This window comes from Pseudomonas sp. MWU12-2037, assembly GCF_023242345.1.
In the GTDB taxonomy this organism is placed as follows: domain Bacteria; phylum Pseudomonadota; class Gammaproteobacteria; order Pseudomonadales; family Pseudomonadaceae; genus Aquipseudomonas; species Aquipseudomonas gingeri_D.
This window is the reverse complement of the sequence record NZ_JALLIZ010000007.1, coordinates 327219-343759: the sequence shown is the minus strand read 5'-3', so window position 1 is coordinate 343759 and position 16541 is coordinate 327219. Positions and strand designations below refer to the sequence as shown.

General features: G+C 61.0%; 17 protein-coding genes. 9 read left to right on the top strand and 8 right to left on the bottom strand.

Going from position 1 to position 16541, the window contains the following annotated elements:
* Nucleotides 1–32 precede the first annotated feature (32 nt).
* On the top strand, nucleotides 33–1019 hold the full coding sequence (locus M5B42_RS15970; RefSeq protein ID WP_248746377.1) for a helix-turn-helix domain-containing protein: 987 nt from the start codon (nucleotides 33–35) through the stop codon (nucleotides 1017–1019).
* A gap of 185 nt (nucleotides 1020–1204) precedes the next feature.
* Here M5B42_RS15970 and M5B42_RS15965 read toward each other — a convergent pair whose 3' ends face one another.
* From M5B42_RS15965 to M5B42_RS15945, 5 genes are all read right to left on the bottom strand, one after another.
* Nucleotides 1205–2188, bottom strand: a complete 984-nt coding sequence (locus M5B42_RS15965; RefSeq protein ID WP_248746376.1) for an asparaginase — start codon at nucleotides 2186–2188, stop codon at nucleotides 1205–1207.
* 85 nt (nucleotides 2189–2273) lie between these two features.
* Nucleotides 2274–3419, bottom strand: a complete 1146-nt coding sequence (locus M5B42_RS15960) for a hypothetical protein (protein WP_248746375.1) — start codon at nucleotides 3417–3419, stop codon at nucleotides 2274–2276.
* An 11-nt stretch (nucleotides 3420–3430) separates the two neighbouring features.
* Nucleotides 3431–4327, bottom strand: coding sequence for a nitrilase family protein (locus M5B42_RS15955; RefSeq protein WP_103494510.1), 897 nt, complete (start codon nucleotides 4325–4327; stop codon nucleotides 3431–3433).
* 112 nt (nucleotides 4328–4439) lie between these two features.
* Nucleotides 4440–6419 (bottom strand): NAD(P)/FAD-dependent oxidoreductase, encoded by a 1980-nt coding sequence (locus M5B42_RS15950; protein WP_248746374.1) that lies wholly within the window; start codon nucleotides 6417–6419, stop codon nucleotides 4440–4442.
* Nucleotides 6420–6556: 137 nt separating this feature from the next.
* A complete protein-coding gene (locus M5B42_RS15945; RefSeq protein WP_177099618.1) occupies nucleotides 6557–7453 on the bottom strand; it encodes a GlxA family transcriptional regulator in 897 nt (298 codons plus the stop codon).
* A gap of 253 nt (nucleotides 7454–7706) precedes the next feature.
* Between M5B42_RS15945 and M5B42_RS15940 the strand changes: the two genes are divergently transcribed.
* Nucleotides 7707–8852: an acyl-CoA dehydrogenase family protein gene (locus tag M5B42_RS15940; protein ID WP_177099620.1), complete on the top strand. Its 1146-nt coding sequence runs from the start codon at nucleotides 7707–7709 to the stop codon at nucleotides 8850–8852.
* Nucleotides 8853–8981: 129 nt separating this feature from the next.
* Here M5B42_RS15940 and M5B42_RS15935 read toward each other — a convergent pair whose 3' ends face one another.
* Nucleotides 8982–10022, bottom strand: coding sequence for an NADP(H)-dependent aldo-keto reductase (locus M5B42_RS15935; protein WP_103494514.1), 1041 nt, complete (start codon nucleotides 10020–10022; stop codon nucleotides 8982–8984).
* 245 nt (nucleotides 10023–10267) lie between these two features.
* Between M5B42_RS15935 and rplM the strand changes: the two genes are divergently transcribed.
* The 7 genes from rplM to M5B42_RS15900 all read left to right on the top strand — a co-directional run bounded on the left by rplM (nucleotide 10268) and on the right by M5B42_RS15900 (nucleotide 15193).
* The gene (rplM, locus tag M5B42_RS15930; protein ID WP_060783310.1) at nucleotides 10268–10696 is read left to right on the top strand and encodes a 50S ribosomal protein L13; all 429 of its coding nucleotides are present in this window, start codon (nucleotides 10268–10270) and stop codon (nucleotides 10694–10696) included.
* Nucleotides 10697–10710: 14 nt separating this feature from the next.
* A complete protein-coding gene (gene rpsI, locus M5B42_RS15925) occupies nucleotides 10711–11103 on the top strand; it encodes a 30S ribosomal protein S9 (protein WP_103494515.1) in 393 nt (130 codons plus the stop codon).
* A 275-nt stretch (nucleotides 11104–11378) separates the two neighbouring features.
* Nucleotides 11379–11975: a ubiquinol-cytochrome c reductase iron-sulfur subunit gene (petA, locus tag M5B42_RS15920; protein WP_248746373.1), complete on the top strand. Its 597-nt coding sequence runs from the start codon at nucleotides 11379–11381 to the stop codon at nucleotides 11973–11975.
* A complete protein-coding gene (locus tag M5B42_RS15915; RefSeq protein ID WP_248746372.1) occupies nucleotides 11975–13186 on the top strand; it encodes a cytochrome bc complex cytochrome b subunit in 1212 nt (403 codons plus the stop codon). The genes petA and M5B42_RS15915 overlap by 1 nt, the downstream gene beginning before the upstream one ends.
* Nucleotides 13186–13965, top strand: a complete 780-nt coding sequence (locus M5B42_RS15910; RefSeq protein ID WP_103494517.1) for a cytochrome c1 — start codon at nucleotides 13186–13188, stop codon at nucleotides 13963–13965. Before M5B42_RS15915 ends, M5B42_RS15910 begins: the two co-directional genes overlap by 1 nt.
* A 185-nt stretch (nucleotides 13966–14150) precedes the next feature.
* Nucleotides 14151–14768, top strand: a complete 618-nt coding sequence (locus tag M5B42_RS15905) for a glutathione S-transferase N-terminal domain-containing protein (RefSeq protein ID WP_103494518.1) — start codon at nucleotides 14151–14153, stop codon at nucleotides 14766–14768.
* Between the two features lie 11 nt (nucleotides 14769–14779).
* Nucleotides 14780–15193, top strand: a complete 414-nt coding sequence (locus tag M5B42_RS15900) for a ClpXP protease specificity-enhancing factor (RefSeq protein WP_103494519.1) — start codon at nucleotides 14780–14782, stop codon at nucleotides 15191–15193.
* A 55-nt stretch (nucleotides 15194–15248) separates the two neighbouring features.
* On the opposite strand, the gene M5B42_RS15895 is transcribed toward M5B42_RS15900, so the two are convergent.
* Nucleotides 15249–15827: a BON domain-containing protein gene (locus M5B42_RS15895; RefSeq protein WP_152741179.1), complete on the bottom strand. Its 579-nt coding sequence runs from the start codon at nucleotides 15825–15827 to the stop codon at nucleotides 15249–15251.
* Nucleotides 15824–16417: a phosphoheptose isomerase gene (locus tag M5B42_RS15890; protein ID WP_103494521.1), complete on the bottom strand. Its 594-nt coding sequence runs from the start codon at nucleotides 16415–16417 to the stop codon at nucleotides 15824–15826. The genes M5B42_RS15895 and M5B42_RS15890 overlap by 4 nt, the downstream gene beginning before the upstream one ends.
* Between the last annotated feature and the right edge of the window lie 124 nt (nucleotides 16418–16541).

Here is a 16541-nt window from a genome sequence, read left to right as displayed (position 1 = left end):
GGCGGTCACGCAGAATGGCGGGATTGGACATAATGGATTCAGTTTCTGCCATGAGCCGGCCTCTTCGAATTGGATTGCTGCTGTACCCGGGTTGCATACCGTCGGGGCTGCTGGCCTTTGCCGATCTTTTGTATGCCGCCAACCGTCGCGCTTCGCAGACGCTCTTCGAAACCGTGTTTGTCGCCTTGCAGGCAGGCCCGGTGGCATGTGCCGGTGGTGTGTCGTTGCAGGTGTCCCAGGCCTTGTCGGAGGCGGACGTTGATGCGCTGCTGATTGCCGGCTTCTGGGCCGAGTCTTCCCGGCAGGTCGAGAAGGTCGTGAGCGATAACAACGCTTTGGTGTTGGCCTTGGCGGCTTGTTCGAAGCGGGTGCAGTTGTGGAGTTATTGCACGGGTGTCTGCCTGATCGCCGCGAGCGGGCGGCTGGAGGGGCAGGCGGCGACTGTGACCTGGTGGCTGGCGGGTGCCATGGCTCAGCGTTATCCCAAGGTGGACTGGCAGAGCCAACGTCACTGGGTGATCAATCCGTCGACTGCGACGGCTTGCGGGGTGACGGGCTATTTGCCGATTGCGCAGGCGTTGATCGAGCGGGCGATCGGTCAGGAGCTGTTTCACGACCTGGCCAAATTGATGGTGTTGGCGCGTCCGGTCCAGGCGCATCCGGCCTTTGCGGCGATGAGCCTGATCGAGCAGTCGAGTTCGTTGTTGCGGCAGTTGCACCGGTGCGTTGAACAATCGCCGGCGGAACAGATCACCGTGCAGCGGTTGGCGGAGCAGTTGGGTTTGTCCCCGCGCACGTTGGCACGCAGGGTGAGTGCGGAGACCGGTGTTGCGGTGGCGGCCTATGCGCGGTGTATCAAGCTCAATCAGGTCAGTGAGCGGCTGATGCTGACGTCCACGGCGGTCAATACCATCAGTGCTGATTTGGGGTTCAGCAGTGATTCGAATTTGCGGCGGATGTTCAAGGAACTGACCGACTTGACCCCGCTTGAGTACCGGCAGCAGTTTGGGCGGCGTTGAGGGATACGCGGTGTGGCGTCCCGACGCAGCTTTTGGCGTTCTTGATGGCCCCTTCGCTGCGATGCGGCGTCCCGACAAGCCAAGCTCCTACAGTACGGCGTCGAACACGGATCTTTTGTACGGCATGGACCTGTAGGAGCAGGGCTTGCCCGCGAAGCTTTTGGCGGTCTTGACTTCTACAGGGCTTATCCGAAATGACGCAGGTACTCCGGCAGCTCGCTGCTTCGCTGGCAGCCGATCAGCAGCCACAACAGAATCCGCGCCTTGCGTGGACACAGAAACCCCGCCATCTGCGCTCCACGCTGGATCAGGTCAATTTCGCTGCCGACAAAGCCATAGGAGTGACTCGCCGTTGAACCGGCCCCGGTACGTGTACCGATCACCACCGGGATCTTCAACGCCAATGACGTGATCGCCTTGGCCCAAGCTTCGCTGACATGACCGGCACCGAAACCGGCGATCACCAGACCGTCGTAGCCCAACTCCGGCAGCTTCTCCAACATCAGCGTATCGGCTGACAGTGTCGCTTCGAGCAGAGCGATCCGCTGCCCACTGGGAACCGGCAACGGCAAAATTTTTCTCGGCGCAGGAGCGTGCAGATAGCGCACGGCATTTTCGATAATCAGGCCGTTGGGGCCGAACACCGGCGAACCAAAGGCTTCCAGTGCCAGCGCATCGCTCTTGCGCACACGACTCGCGCCGTGGACCTGGCCATTGAGCACCACCTGCACGCCACGCCCGCGACTGGTGCTCGACAGGGCAACCAAGCCCGCATGCAGCAGGTTCGCCGGACCATCGGCGCTGATCTCGGCGGCTGAGCGCATCGCCCCGGTCAGCACCAGCGGCTCCTCGCGATCCCAGAGCAGTTCGAAAAAGAACGCGGTCTCCTCCAGGGTGTCGGTGCCCTGGGTGACCACCACGCCGCTGGCGCCTTGTTCGACTTGATGCCTGGCCCAGTCGAGGACACCGAGCAGAAAGTCGAAGTCCAGCGAGGCACTGGGTTGCAGGCACAGGGTCTCGACGTGGGTCCGGGCCAGAGTCGCCAGCAGCGGCACCCGCTCCAGCAGGGCCTGGCCGTTGACGCTGGGCACCACGCCTTGGTCCGGGTGGGCGGCTTGCATGCTGACAGTGCCGCCCAGGGCGGCGATGGAAAGTTGAGGCAAGGACATGGAGTTCTCGCTGATAAAAGGTCGGGAAGAGGCGATGCCGGCGGCACCAGAGTACCGCCGGGTGGAGGGAAAAGCGCTGTTCGATTCAGACCAGCCTGAGCAACCCGCCGAGCAGCGGCACGATCAGTGCCGTGCTGAGCGCCATCGACAGCACATTGCCGATATACGGGTGCATATGCCCCGGGACCCGCCGCGACAGGACGACGGCCAGCGGCGGTGCGATCAAGGCGCCGAGCAGGGCGCTGGCGATCACCACCAGTGTTCCGCCGCCATGGATCAGTACGGCGGCCGGGGCGACGGAGACAATCGGGATATAGGTCGGGTACCAACCCCGCGCAATCCATTGCTGTCGCCAGACCATCACACCGATGGCCGACGCCAGGGCCTGGGCCGCGAGTATCGGCAGCAGCAGGTCCGAGCCGTAGGCTGGCCCGGCGGGGTTGAGCCCGTAGGCCAGCAATACCCCCAACAGCAATCCCAGGCTCGCCCATTCGTTACCGAAGAACGGCGCTTCGGAAAAGTCGGCGAGTACCCGGCGCATGCCCCAAACCAGCCCGTGATTACTGGCTTTCGGCACAGGCGCTGGTGCGGTGACCATCGCCGGTTCCGGTTTCACCAGCGCCGGCCAACGCCGACACAGCGTAAAGGCCATCACGCTGCCGAGAGCCATCCCCAGCACATTGCCGATCACCGCCGGCAGGTTCAACGGATTGCAGACAAAGTTGACCAGCAGCAAGCATAACGGCGTGACCAGTAGCGCCCCCATGACTGCACCGCTGGCGGCGATCCGCATCCCCGGGCCAAACAGCAGCACGGTGGCGGCGGGAACGGAGACAAAGGCGGCGAACGTCGGTTGCCAGCCATAACGCGGCACGCTCCAGCCCCACAGCAGGTTGCTCAGCAGCAGGCCCAGCAGCGAACTGCCGATCAGCCAGGGCCACAGGCCGCTGCCATAGCAGATGGCAAAGCCCTGCCAGGCCTTGCCCCGGCGATGGGCCCAATGGGCCAGGCCGGCACCGGCCAGCAGGCCCAACGAAGCCAGCTCATGTTTGTAGAAAGCCATTTCGCTGATATCGCCGAGCACCCAGCGCAGCCAGGCACCGGGGGCGGGCAGGTTGTCCATCATATGCAGGTAGCCGGACCCGCCGAAGGGCAGGCTCAGCCAGACCAGCAGGATCAGGCCCAGGCCGAGCAGGCCGACGAGCCGGCTCGGGTTGGAGACAGTGTTCATCCCGACCTCCTTCAGCGCGGCAGGGAAGGATGGCGGAGGTAGCCGAGCATACCGTCGTAGAGGTCGGTCCGGCGGTCCCTGGGCAGGTCGTTCAGGCTGTTCCAGATCGGCGCGCTGCGGGCGCTGACCAGATCGATATCGGCAAACAGCACGGCCTCATCGATGGGCGAGGCTACCTCGCTGAGGGGCCAGCCGTTGGTCCCGGCGATCAGCGAGCAGCCGAGGAAGCGCTCGCCGCGATCGCTGCCGACGCGATTGGCCGCGGCGATAAACACGTTATTGACGTGGGCCGCGGTGATGGTCAGGTACGAGGCCATGCATTTGCCGGTCTCGTCGAACAGCGGCGGCGGGGTCCAGACCCAGTTGTTCAGGCTGCAGATGATATCCGCGCCCTGCTGGCTCAACAGGCGTGGTACTTCGGGAAACCAGATATCCCAGCAGATCAGCAGGCCGATCCGCCCGATGGGTGTGTCGAAAACCGGAAAGCCCAGGTCCCCCGGGGTGAACCAGAGCTTCTCCTCGTTCCATAAATGCGCCTTGCGGTACTTGCCGATAAACCCGTCCGGGCCCACCAGCACCGCGGTGTCGAACAACTGCACCCCGTCACATTCGGCGACGCCGGCCGCCAGGTAAATCCGATGCTCTTGTGCGAAATTTACCCAGGCCTGCACGCTGGGACCTTGCGGTACAGCTTCGGCGTGGAGGAAGGCTTCCTGGCGGTTCTGGAAGCTGTAGCCAGTGTTGGCCAGTTCCGGCAGCACGATCAGGTTGGCGCCGCCGCGCACCGCCTGGCCCGCCAGCGCAAGGCTGCGGTCCAGGTTATACGGGGTGTGGGCAACACCAGCCTGGGGATCGAACTGCACGACGGCAACGCGTACGGGACTGACAGCGGGGCGAGATTCATTCATTTGAGGTGCTCTCATTCTTGTTATTCAACCCGAATGGGTTGATGAGCCTATGAGAAGCTATTCAATGAGTGGTGTATGTCGGTGGCCCTCCGGTAAGTCAGTCGGGTATTTCCTAGACCGCCCTGGGAATACTGAACGCCGTTGGTGGGTTGTTGGCGGGTGGTCGCCCGCTGTATTCGGGGTAGTGCTTCAAGCTGAAACCTCCATTGAATATTGCACCGGTGCGTTGGCACAGATGGATCGTGGCATCGAGGGCGCCCCGCAGGCAGGGCTCGGTCCAGCCGGCGTCGACCGAAAAGGATTCGCCGCACAGGTAGAGCCCGGAGCGGGCGGAGTAGTGGCGGTTGTAGTTCATCAGGTCGATGGCTTCGTAATAGGTGCCGGGGCGATAGAGCTTGGCGGCTCCCAGGGCATTACGATCACTCATCCAGCGATGCACCGCGGCCTTTTGCGTATCGATATAGGGCGAGATCCGCTGATTGATATTGCTCGCGTGCAGCAGGATCCGATCCAGTTCGCCGACGCATTTTTCCACCAGCTCCTGGTCCGAAAACAGCGCAAGTTTGGTTGCATCGTCCTCCCAGGTGTAACTCAGCAGGATGCAGTCATACGGATAGGTGTCGTTGTAGCTATAGGTGTACATGTCGTGGATCAGGCTGTCGGTGACCAGCGCCTGGGGGATGCCGTGGGGCTCGGTGAAAAAGCTTTTTTTCAGCGGCGCAAACACCTTGCAGCTGGTTTCCCAGTGGGCGGTCTTGTAGGCGCTGCGGATGTGGAACGGCAGCATCCGCTCGTCGAAACCCTTGAGCTCGACGGTGGTTTCGATCAGCCAGGACGGCAGGGTGAGAATCACCGAGTCGAAGACCTCGCTGCGCAGCTCGCGGCGTTGCGGATCGTCCCATTGCCAGGCGTAGTCGACGCGAATCTGCTGGTTGGGCAGTTTGCTCAGGCCGTTGACCTGGGCCTGGGTGGCGAACCCGGCACCGCGCTGTCGGCAATGTTCGTAGAAGGACAGGCCACGCCCTTCGACCGGCATGAACAACAGGCATTCGTCCAGGGCGGCGACACCCAGGTAGCGCGGGGCATCGAAGGCCAGGCCGTTGCAGTCGAGCAGCGTGCCGGCCTGCAGATGCGGCGACGGCAGCGGATTGCCGTGCTCATCGACGCGGCCGTGCATCAATTGCAGGCGATGGCTGAAACCAAAGATCGCGGTGCGGATCGGGTACAGGCTGCAGGCGTCATAGAACGCGCCCCAACTGCCGTCGCCGATGCCGATGGCATAGAAGATCGCCGACTCTTCGGCGCTCATGCCGACGCCGCCGAAATTGCCCGGGTCGTCCGCATGCCAGTGGCTGATGGCCGGCAGCGTGACGAGGTTGCGAAACGACAGGCTCTCATAACGCTGGACAATCGCCGCCCAGAGGTCTTCCCAGCCGTCGCTGGCGTAGTGGGCCTCGACCTGGCGGGTCATGCGCTCGGCGAACAGGCGCCATTTTTCGTGGACCTGTTTCAGCAGTTTTCCCGGTGGCGGGGTCTGCCCGTCGCGGTTGTCCCAGATCAGCATCCGCGGGGTTTCCTGCCCCTCCAGTAGGCCCTCGCGGAGGAAAATCCCGGTGCTCCTGACCTGGGCGCTGCCGGGGTTGGCGAAATCCGAAAGGCGCAGGTTGAACTGCTCGGTGTAGTGCGCGAGCACGGAGCGCCCTTGCAGCGGTGCCTCGCCCTCGCGGTTGAAGTACGGCAGGCGCATCGCGCCCATTTCGAAGGGGGTGGAACCGGTGGTGGCGGGCTGGCTTTTGTCGATCACGGTCAGGTGCCGGCCGCCGATGCGCCGGGACTGTTCGAGCAGGGTGATGTCCGTGAAGCCGCAGCGCAGCAGCTCGTGAGCCGCGCTGAGGCCGGTGACGCCGGCGCCGATGATGCAGATCCGGTGGGCGCGGTCCGTGGCGCGGGCGACGCCGCCGGGTTGCTCGACCAACCGGCGGTAGTCGAAGCACAGGTCCGGCGGGTTGGGGAAACGGGCGCGCCAGGCGCGCTGGGGTTCCACCGTCGGTGTAGGGAATGAGGGCTGCTGTTGAGCCAATCCAATAGGCATGTACGACGCTCCTTGTCAGTGGCAATCGGTAGTGATTGCCGGAGCGAGTCTACGAAGGCGAGGGCAGGGCGCTGTGGTAATTAATTATGCAAGGTCGCGCGCCGCTTTCGTTTAGTGTCGAAAACGGCGCACGGGCTTCACGCCGCTTGCTGGAACTGCTGGCGATACTGGTTGGGCGACAGTTCGGTGTGCTGGCGGAACAGTCGGGCAAAGAAGCTGGCATCGTCATAGCCGACTTCATAACTGATGGTCTTGATGCTTTTACGGGTGCCCGAGAGCAGGCCCTTGGCGGTCTCGATGCGCAAGCGTTGCAGGTAGTGCAACGGCTTGTCGCCGGTGGCGGTCTGGAAGCGGCGCATGAAGTTGCGAATGCTCATGCCGTGTTCCCGGGCGACATCCTCGAAGCGGAACTTGTCGGCGAAATGCTCTTCGAGCCATTGCTGGATCTGCAGGATGATCACGTCCTGGTGCAGCTTCTGGCCGCCGAAGCCGATACGCCCCGGGGCGTAGCTGCGCTGGACTTCATAGAGGATATCGCGGGCCACGGCCTGGGCGACGTTGGCCCCGCAGAAGCGTTCGATCAGGTAGATATAGAGGTCGCAGGCCGAGGTGGTGCCGCCGGCGCAGTAGAGGTTGTCGGCGTCGGTCAGGTGCTTGTCCTGGTTCAGCTGGACATTGGGGTAGCGTTCGCTGAAGGCGTTGAAGAAGCGCCAGTAGGTGGTCGCTTCCTTGCCATCGAGCAGGCCGGCTTCGGCCAGCCAGAACACCCCGGTGGCCTCGCCGCAGAGCACGGCGCCGCGGGCATGCTGCTCGCGCAGCCAGGGCATGACCTGGGGGTAGCGCCGGCAGAGGGTTTCGAAGTCGTCCCAGAACGCCGGCAGGATGATCACATCGGCATTTTCCAGGCCGCCGTCCACCGGCAGGATCACATCGCTGAAGCTGCACACCGGCTTGCCGTCGGGGCTGACCAGGCGGGTCTCGAAGGCCTTGGTGAGTCCATGGCCGAGCTGTTTGCCGTAGCGCAGGCTGGCCAGGTGGAAGAAATCCTTGGCTTGCATAAGGGTGGAAGCGAATACCCGGTCGATAGCCAGGATGCTGACGCGCCGCAAGGGCGTGGAGAGTGGATTAGCCATAATTCCATTGTTCTTATTAGCGGAAAGTTCTTATAGGGGAAAGTGGTCAACAGACGGCTGGATCGTCTTATTTTTTGTCGCATGTGTCCAGTGTTACCCGGCAAAACACTGGCATAGGCTCTATCGGCCAATCCTGGCCTCAGTGTCCTTGCAGGTGCCCCCGATGATTCCCAGAACCCTGTTCAGTTCCGAGCACGAGCTATTTCGCAGCAGTGTGCGCAAGTTTCTCGAGCAGGAGGCGGCGCCCTTCCATGGGCAGTGGGAGAAACGCGGCTATATCGACCGCGAGTTGTGGAACAAGGCGGGGGCGCAGGGGATGCTCTGTTCCCATCTGCCGGAGGCCTACGGCGGCATGGCGGCGGATTTTCTCTACAGCGCGGTGGTGATCGAGGAAATCAGCCGGCAGGGCCTGAGCGGCATCGGTTTCTCATTGCATTCGGATATTGTCGCGCCTTATATCCTGCATTACGGCAGCGAGGCGCTGAAGCTCAAGTACCTGCCCAAGCTGGTGTCCGGCGAAATGGTCACGGCCATTGCGATGACCGAGCCGGGGGCCGGCTCCGACCTGCAAGGGGTGAAGACCACGGCAGTGCTGGACGGTGACGAGTATGTGCTCAATGGCTCGAAGACCTTTATTACCAACGGCTTTCTCGCCGACCTGGTGATTGTCGTCGCCAAGACCGATCCCCAGGCCGGGGCCAAGGGGATCAGCCTGTTCCTGGTCGAGGCCGATACGCCGGGGTTCGCCAAGGGCAAGCGCCTGGAAAAGGTCGGCATGAAGGCCCAGGACACTTCCGAGCTGTTTTTCCAGGATGTGCGGGTGCCCCGGGAAAATCTGTTGGGGCAGGCCGGAGCGGGTTTTGCCTATTTGATGCAGGAGCTGCCTCAGGAGCGCCTGACGGTGGCGATCGGCGGTTTGGCCTCGGCCGAGGCGGCGTTGCAGTGGACGCTGGAGTACACCCGCGAGCGCAAGGCCTTCGGCAAATCCATTGCCGACTTCCAGAACACGCGCTTCAAGCTGGCGGAAATGGCCACCGAGATCCAGATCGGCCGGGTGTTTGTCGACCGCTGCCTGGAGTTGCATCTGCAAGGCCAGCTCGATGTGCCGACGGCGGCGATGGCCAAGTACTGGGGCACCGACCTGCAATGCAAGGTGCTCGACGAGTGCGTGCAGTTGCATGGCGGCTACGGGTTCATGTGGGAATACCCGGTGGCCCGGGCCTGGGCGGATGCGCGGGTGCAGCGCATCTATGCCGGGACCAACGAGATCATGAAGGAGATCATTGCCCGGTCGCTTTGACAGGCACGCCTCAATCTCACTGTAGGAGCGAGCTTGCTCGCGATGGCCGTCAACGATGACGCGGGAAACCTGATACCCCGCGGTGTTCCGACTACCATCGCGAGCAAGCTCGCTCCTACACCGGTAGGCTTACGGCGCCGGGTTCGGATGATCCTTGTGGATCGCCTCGATCCCCGCCAGCACTTCCTCCGACAGCTTCAGGTCGGCGCTGGCAATGTTGCTGTCCAACTGCTCCAGCGTCGTCGCGCCAATGATGTTGCTGGTGACGAACGGTTGCTGGGTGACAAATGCCAGGGCCATCTGCGCCGGGTCCAGGCCGTGCTCACGGGCCAGGGCGACATAACGGCTGCACGCCGCTTCCGATTGTGGGTTGAAATAACGGCTGAAGCGGCTGTACAGGCTCAGGCGTGCCTTGTCCGGCCGGGCACCGCCTTCATACTTGCCCGAGAGGAAACCGAAGGCCATCGGCGAGTACGCCAGCAGGCCGCACTGTTCGCGCAGGGCGACTTCCGCCAGGCCTACTTCGAAGCTGCGGTTGAGCAGGTTGTAGGGGTTCTGGATCGACACCGCCCGCGGCCAGCCGCGGCGCTCGGCCTCGAGGAGGAATTTCATGGTGCCCCACGGGGTTTCGTTGGACAGGCCGATATGGCGGATCTTGCCGGCCTTGACCTGTTCGTCCAGCGCTTCGAGGATCTCCTCGATCGGCGTGAAGTCTTCGTCGGCCTTGTGCTTGTAGCCCAGTTGGCCGAAGAAGTTGGTGCTGCGTTCCGGCCAGTGCAACTGGTAGAGGTCGATCCAGTCGGTCTGCAGGCGCTTGAGGCTGGCGTCCAGGGCTTCGACGATATGCTGGCGGTTGTGCTTGAGCTGGCCGTCGCGGATATAGCCGATGCCATTGCCGGGTCCGGCGATCTTGCTCGCCAGGATCCAGTCGGCACGGTCGCCGCGCTGCTTGAACCAGTTGCCGATCATGCGCTCGGTGCTGGCGTAGGTTTCGGCCTTGGGCGGCACCGGGTACATCTCGGCGGTGTCGATGAAATTGATCCCGGCACCTTTCGCCCGTTCGATCTGGGCAAAGGCTTGATCCTGGGTGTTCTGCTCGCCCCAGGTCATGGTCCCCAGGCAAATTGCGCTCACGTTCAGATCGGTCCGGCCTAGCTGACGGTATTCCATTGGCTGCTCCTGTGGGGAAACGATCATAAAAGCAGGTTGAAATTTTTTTCGCAATCTGCATAATTACGCACCTCTTTATGCAGTGGAAGTGATGCGCCGCCGCCAAAGAATCTTGCCGTTGAACGGACGCGCCGACCCGAGCCCCCGAAAGCGTCTGTATCCGGCTGCCTTTGACCTTGTCAAAGTACGCACTATTCAGTAAGATCCGCCGTCTTATTTACAGGCGGCCCCTGAGGCTATAAAGAATGAAAACTTTTACTGCTAAACCGGAAACAGTTAAGCGCGACTGGTTTATCGTCGACGCTGCTGGTCAGACCCTGGGTCGTCTGGCCACCGAAATCGCGAGCCGCCTGCGTGGCAAGCACAAAGCCGAATACACTCCGCACGTCGACACCGGTGACTACATCGTTGTGATCAATGCCGAGCAGATTCGTGTAACCGGTGCTAAAACCACCGACAAAATGTACTACTCCCACTCCGGTTTCCCGGGCGGCATCAAGTCGATCAACTTCGAAAAGCTGATCGCTAAAGCCCCTGAGCGCGTGATCGAGACCGCGGTCAAAGGCATGCTGCCTAAGAACCCGCTGGGTCGCGACATGTACCGTAAGCTGAAAGTCTATGCGGGCGCTGTTCACCCTCATACTGCTCAGCAGCCCCAAGAACTGAAGATTTAACGGAATAGTTCATTATGTCGGCGACTCAAAATTACGGCACTGGCCGTCGCAAGACCGCAACCGCACGCGTTTTCCTGCGTCCGGGTACTGGTAACATCTCCATCAACAACCGCACCCTGGACACGTTCTTCGGTCGCGAAACTGCCCGCATGGTAGTTCGCCAGCCGTTGGAACTGACTGAGACTACCGAGAAATTCGATATCTACGTCACTGTCATCGGTGGTGGTGTAAGTGGTCAAGCTGGCGCAATCCGCCACGGTATCACTCGCGCTCTGATGGATTACGACGAGACTCTGCGCGGTGCTCTGCGCAAAGCCGGCTTCGTAACCCGCGATGCTCGTGAAGTTGAACGTAAGAAAGTCGGTCTGCGTAAAGCGCGTAAGCGTCCGCAGTACTCGAAGCGTTAATTCGGTCCCGTACCGGCTCTACGTTTCAGCATACGTTCTACAAAAAGCCCGGTTTCCTCGCGAAACCGGGTTTTTTTATGGGCGAAATATTTTCCTGTGACAACTTGCCACATCCGTAGAGCCCCTATACTACAAGGCTTGGGGCAGGGTGGGGCTGGTAATTACCTTGTCATACGTGTGGCTTTTCATTACCATTCGGCAAAATTTATAAGTACAAAAATTCACTTAGTAGACGCCTGATTTAACAGGCCACAAAGCTGATGGGAGAGGACTGAATGAGTAGCAATGACGGCGTGAATGCAGGCCGGCGTCGCTTCCTCGTAGCAGCCACATCCGTGGTAGGAGCTGCAGGAGCGGTGGGGGCTGCGGTCCCGTTCGTGGGGTCATGGTTTCCCAGTGCCAAGGCGAAAGCCGCGGGGGCACCCGTGAAGGTGAATATCAGCAAGATTGAACCCGGACAGCAGATGATTGCCGAGTGGCGAGGTCAACCGGTCTTTATCGTCCATCGTACCCCCGAGATTCTGGGTAATCTGGCCAAGATCGAGGATCGCTTGTCCGACCCCGAGTCCAAGGCTTCTGTACAACCCGCCTATGTCGACCCCAAGAACCGCGCGATCAAGCCAGAGCTGCTGCTGTTGATCGGTATCTGCACGCATCTGGGGTGCTCGCCCACCTTCCGTCCGGAAGTGGCGCCCGCCGATCTGGGCGCCGACTGGGTCGGTGGCTATTTCTGCCCTTGCCACGGTTCTCACTACGATCTTGCTGGCCGCGTCTACAAGTCGCAACCCGCGCCTTTGAACCTGCCGGTTCCGCCGCATTCCTATGAGTCCGACAAGATTGTTGTGATTGGCGTCGATATGGAGAAAGCGTGATGAGCAAGTTCATAGATTGGGTCGATGCGCGCTTTCCCGCCACCAAGATGTGGGAAGACCATCTCAGCAAGTATTACGCTCCGAAGAACTTCAACTTTTTCTACTTTTTTGGCTCCCTGGCCCTGCTGGTGCTGGTCAATCAGATCGTCACCGGTGTCTGGTTGACCATGAGCTACACCCCTTCGGCGGAAGAAGCCTTCGCCTCCGTGGAATACATCATGCGCGACGTCGAGTACGGCTCGATCCTGCGCCTGCTGCACTCCACCGGCGCTTCGGCGTTCTTTATCGTGGTCTACCTGCACATGTTCCGTGGCCTGCTCTACGGTTCGTACCAGAAACCCCGTGAGCTGGTGTGGCTGTTCGGCATGCTGATCTACCTGGCGCTGATGGCCGAGGCGTTCATGGGCTACCTGCTGCCGTGGGGGCAGATGTCCTACTGGGGGGCCCAGGTGATCATCTCGCTGTTTGGTGCGATCCCGGTCATCGGCAACGACCTGACCCAGTGGATTCGTGGTGACTACCTGATTTCCGGGATCACCCTGAACCGCTTCTTCGCCCTGCACGTGGTGGCCCTGCCGATCGTCATCCTCGGCCTGGTGGTGCTGCACGTACTGGCGCTGCACGAGGTCGGTTCGAACAACCCGGATGGCGTCGACATCAAGAAGCACAAGGACGAGAACGGCGTACCGCTGGATGGCATCGCCTTCCACCCGTACTACACCGTGAAGGATATCGTCGGCGTGGTGGTGTTCCTGTTCATCTTCTGCTCCATCGTGTTCTTCTTCCCGGAAATGGGCGGCTATTTCCTCGAAAAACCCAACTTCGAAGTGGCCAACGCCTTCAAGACCCCCGAGCACATTGCCCCGGTCTGGTACTTCACGCCGTTCTACGCGATCCTGCGGGCGGTTCCGGACAAGCTCATGGGCGTCATGGCCATGGGCGCGTCGATCGCCGTGCTGTTCGTCCTGCCGTGGCTGGACCGCAGTCCCGTGAAGTCGATGCGCTACAAGGGTTGGCTGAGCAAGATCTGGTTGTGGGTGTTCTGCATCGCCTTCGTCACCCTCGGCTGGCTGGGTGTGATGCCGCCGACGCCTGAGCGCACGCTGCTGTCGCGGATCTGCACGGTCCTGTACTTCGCCTACTTCATTCTGATGCCGTTCTATACCCGGCTCGAGAAGACCAAACCGGTACCGGAAAGGGTGACTGGCTGATGAAAAAATTATTTGCAGTCTTGATGCTTGTGGCCCTGCCACTCCTGTCTTTCGCTGACGAGCATGGTCCTGATCTTGAAAAAGTCGCCATCGATGTTTCCGACAAGGCGGCCATGCAGGATGGTGCACGGACCTTTGCCAACTATTGCATGGGTTGCCACAGCGCCAAGTTCCAGCGCTATGAACGTGTCGCCGATGACCTGGGGATTCCCCATGACCTGATGCTCAAGAACCTGGTGTTCACTGGTGCCAAGATCGGCGACCACATGACCATCGGCATGCAGCCGGCCGACGCCAAGGCTTGGTTCGGCGCGGCACCGCCCGACCTGACCCTGGTGGCCCGCGTACGCGGCACCGACTGGCTCTATGGCTACCTGCGATCCTTCTACGAAGACCCTGCGCGTCCCTGGGGCGTGAACAACAAGGTCTTCCCGAACGTCGGCATGCCCAACGTGCTGGTGGGCCTGCAGGGGCGTCAGGTCGTCGGTTGCAAGCAGGTTCAAATCGTCGAGGAGGGCAAGAAGCAGTATGATCCGCTGACCGGTACGCCTTTGACCCATGAAGCGTGCGACCAGTTGACCATCGTGCCGAAAACCGGTGCCTTGAACGAAGAGCAATTCGATGAGAAGGTCAAGAATCTGGTGACCTTCCTGGCCTACTCGGCCAACCCGGTGAAGCTGGAGCATCAGCGCATCGGTACCTACGTTTTGCTGTACCTGGCCTTCTTCTTCGTGTTCGCTTATCTGCTCAAGCGCGAATACTGGAAGGATGTGCATTGATAACGTTGTAACATAGCTGTCAATCGTGCGCGCCCAAGGGTGCCTCTGAAGATGTAGCCAGCAAGGACGGGCGGGGTGAGCCGGCAACGGTTTCACCCTCGCTCTGTTTTGGGGCTGCGGGAGGCTTGTCTTGGGCGCGCTCGTTTTTCCGTTTTCAATAATTTCAACAAGCGAGGAGGACCGCCATGGGCGTGACCAACCGGTTGGCCTGTTACTCCGACCCCGCCGACCACTATTCCCACCGGGTGCGCATCGTGCTCGCGGAGAAGGGTGTCAGCGCCGAGATCATTACCGTGGAAGCGGGGCGTCAACCGCCGAAGCTGATCGAGGTGAACCCTTACGGCAGCCTGCCCACCCTGGTCGATCGTGACCTGGCGTTGTGGGAGTCGACCGTGGTGATGGAATACCTGGATGAGCGTTATCCGCATCCACCGCTGCTGCCGGTCTATCCCGTGGCACGGGCCAACAGCCGTTTGCTGATCCATCGCATTCAGCGCGACTGGTGTGCGTTGGTGGATGTGATTCTGGATTCGCGCAGCAAGGAGCCGGCGCGGGTGCAGGCGCGCAAGGAATTGCGCGAGAGCCTGACAGGGGCATCGCCGTTGTTTGCCGACAAGCCATTTTTCCTGAGTAATGAGCAAAGTCTGGTGGACTGCTGTCTATTACCGATACTCTGGCGTCTGCCGATTATGGGTATTGAATTGCCGCGGCCCGCAAAGCCGTTGCTCGATTATATGGAGCGCCAGTTTGCGCGTGAGGCTTTCCAGGCAAGCTTGTCTGGTGTCGAACGCGATATGCGCTAAGGAGCCGTTTTATGAACTCCAGTCGCCCTTATTTGGTTCGTGCTCTGTACGAATGGATAGTGGATAACGATTGTACGCCGCACATACTGGTCAATTCCGAGTATCCCTCGGTCCAGGTGCCGCAAGGTTTTGCCAGCGACGGGCAAATCGTCTTGAACGTTTCACCCAGCGCGGTGCGTCACTTGCACATGGACAACGAGGCGGTCAGCTTCGAGGGGCGTTTCGGTGGTGTACCGCACACGCTTTTCGTGCCGATCAGCGCCATTCTCGGGATCTACGCCCGGGAGAACGGCCAGGGCATGGTGTTCGAGCTGGAAGCGCCCCTGGAGGGCGACGATGGGGTCGAGCCGGATGATGACGGTCCGCCGCCAGGTTCCGAGCCGCCGCGTCCTAGCGGTCGGCCAAGCTTGAAGGTGGTGAAGTAATAAAAAAGGCGCCTCGAATGAGGCGCCTTTTTTACATCTGCATTCTGGCAGCGGATCAGTCGATGTACTCGAACAGCTTGACGATCTTCTGCACGCCGCCGACGCTCTGCACCAGGTTGGTGGCGCGGGCACCTTCGTCCTGGGTCACCAGGCCCAGCAGGTAGACGATGCCGTTCTCGGTGACGACCTTGATGCGCGAACCGGGAATGCTGTTATCGGTCAGCATCTGGGTCTTTATCTTGGTGGTCAGCCAGTTGTCGCTGCTGCGGGCCAGCAGCGAGGACGGTTCGATGACCTGCAGCTCGTTGTTGACCTTCTTCACTCGTTGAACCGCGGCGGCGGCCTGTTCGGCCTTGGCCTTGAGGTCTTCGCGTGGGGTCTGGCCGGCCAGCAGGACAATGCCGTTATAGCTGGTGACGACAATGTGCGAGCCGTTATCCAGGGCGGGATCGGCCTTGGCGACGTTGACCGCGACCTTGGTCTCGATCAGCGAATCATCGATCTTGCTGCCCAGGGTGCGGGTTCCGCGATCGTCGTTGATCGGCTCGTCGCGGGTGGCGGTCAGTACCGAACTGCAGCCGCTGATGCCCAGGCACAGGGTCAAGGCCAGCAGGCTAAGGCGATTGATGGTCATTCTTCACTCCCGAACAATTGGCTGTCGATCAGATCGCAGAGGCAATGGATCGCCAGCAGGTGGACTTCCTGAATACGTGCGGTGACGTTGGCCGGGACGCGAATCTCGACATCCTCGGGCAGCAGCAGGGAAGCCATGCCGCCGCCGTCGCGTCCCGTCAAGGCTACGACAACCATTTCGCGATCATGTGCGGCCTGGATGGCCTGAATAATGTTGGCGGAGTTGCCGCTGGTGGAAATCGCCAGCAGCACGTCGCCCGGTTGGCCCAGTGCGCGGATCTGCTTGGAGAATATTTCGTTGTAGCTGTAGTCATTGGCGATCGAGGTGAGGGTCGAGCTGTCGGTGGTCAGGGCAATGGCCGGCAGGCTCGGTCGCTCGCGCTCGAAGCGGTTGAGCAGTTCCGAGGAAAAGTGCTGGGCATCGCCGGCGGAGCCGCCGTTGCCGCAGGAGAGCATTTTGCCTTCGTTGAGCAGGGCATTGACCATGACCTGGCTGGCTTGCTCGATGTGAGGTGCAAGAACGTCCATCGCCTGTTGCTTGGTGTCGATACTGGCCTGGAAAAGCTGGCGAATTCGGGATTGCATGTCCATCTACGTAACCTTAAGTAGGGCGGCTGGTCGAGCGCGGACCGGGTTTTCCCGGTAGCTGCCCGGCACAAGAATGTGCAGCCCGCAAAGCAAAGAGCAAAATCGGTGGGTGAAAAGAGTAACCGGG

Bases quoted from the DNA above. Each gene is read 5' to 3' on its own strand.
- M5B42_RS15970 (WP_248746377.1), top strand. From the start codon at position 33: ATGGATTCAGTTTCTGCCATGAGCCGGCCTCTTCGAATTGGATTGCTG.
- M5B42_RS15965 (WP_248746376.1), bottom strand. From the start codon at position 2,188: ATGTCCTTGCCTCAACTTTCCATCGCCGCCCTGGGCGGCACTGTCAGC.
- M5B42_RS15960 (WP_248746375.1), bottom strand. From the start codon at position 3,419: ATGAACACTGTCTCCAACCCGAGCCGGCTCGTCGGCCTGCTCGGCCTG.
- M5B42_RS15955 (WP_103494510.1), bottom strand. From the start codon at position 4,327: ATGAATGAATCTCGCCCCGCTGTCAGTCCCGTACGCGTTGCCGTCGTG.
- M5B42_RS15950 (WP_248746374.1), bottom strand. From the start codon at position 6,419: ATGCCTATTGGATTGGCTCAACAGCAGCCCTCATTCCCTACACCGACG.
- M5B42_RS15935 (WP_103494514.1), bottom strand. From the start codon at position 10,022: ATGGAATACCGTCAGCTAGGCCGGACCGATCTGAACGTGAGCGCAATT.
- rplM (WP_060783310.1), top strand. From the start codon at position 10,268: ATGAAAACTTTTACTGCTAAACCGGAAACAGTTAAGCGCGACTGGTTT.
- rpsI (WP_103494515.1), top strand. From the start codon at position 10,711: ATGTCGGCGACTCAAAATTACGGCACTGGCCGTCGCAAGACCGCAACC.
- petA (WP_248746373.1), top strand. From the start codon at position 11,379: ATGAGTAGCAATGACGGCGTGAATGCAGGCCGGCGTCGCTTCCTCGTA.
- M5B42_RS15915 (WP_248746372.1), top strand. From the start codon at position 11,975: ATGAGCAAGTTCATAGATTGGGTCGATGCGCGCTTTCCCGCCACCAAG.
- M5B42_RS15910 (WP_103494517.1), top strand. From the start codon at position 13,186: ATGAAAAAATTATTTGCAGTCTTGATGCTTGTGGCCCTGCCACTCCTG.
- M5B42_RS15905 (WP_103494518.1), top strand. From the start codon at position 14,151: ATGGGCGTGACCAACCGGTTGGCCTGTTACTCCGACCCCGCCGACCAC.
- M5B42_RS15900 (WP_103494519.1), top strand. From the start codon at position 14,780: ATGAACTCCAGTCGCCCTTATTTGGTTCGTGCTCTGTACGAATGGATA.
- M5B42_RS15895 (WP_152741179.1), bottom strand. From the start codon at position 15,827: ATGACCATCAATCGCCTTAGCCTGCTGGCCTTGACCCTGTGCCTGGGC.
- M5B42_RS15890 (WP_103494521.1), bottom strand. From the start codon at position 16,417: ATGGACATGCAATCCCGAATTCGCCAGCTTTTCCAGGCCAGTATCGAC.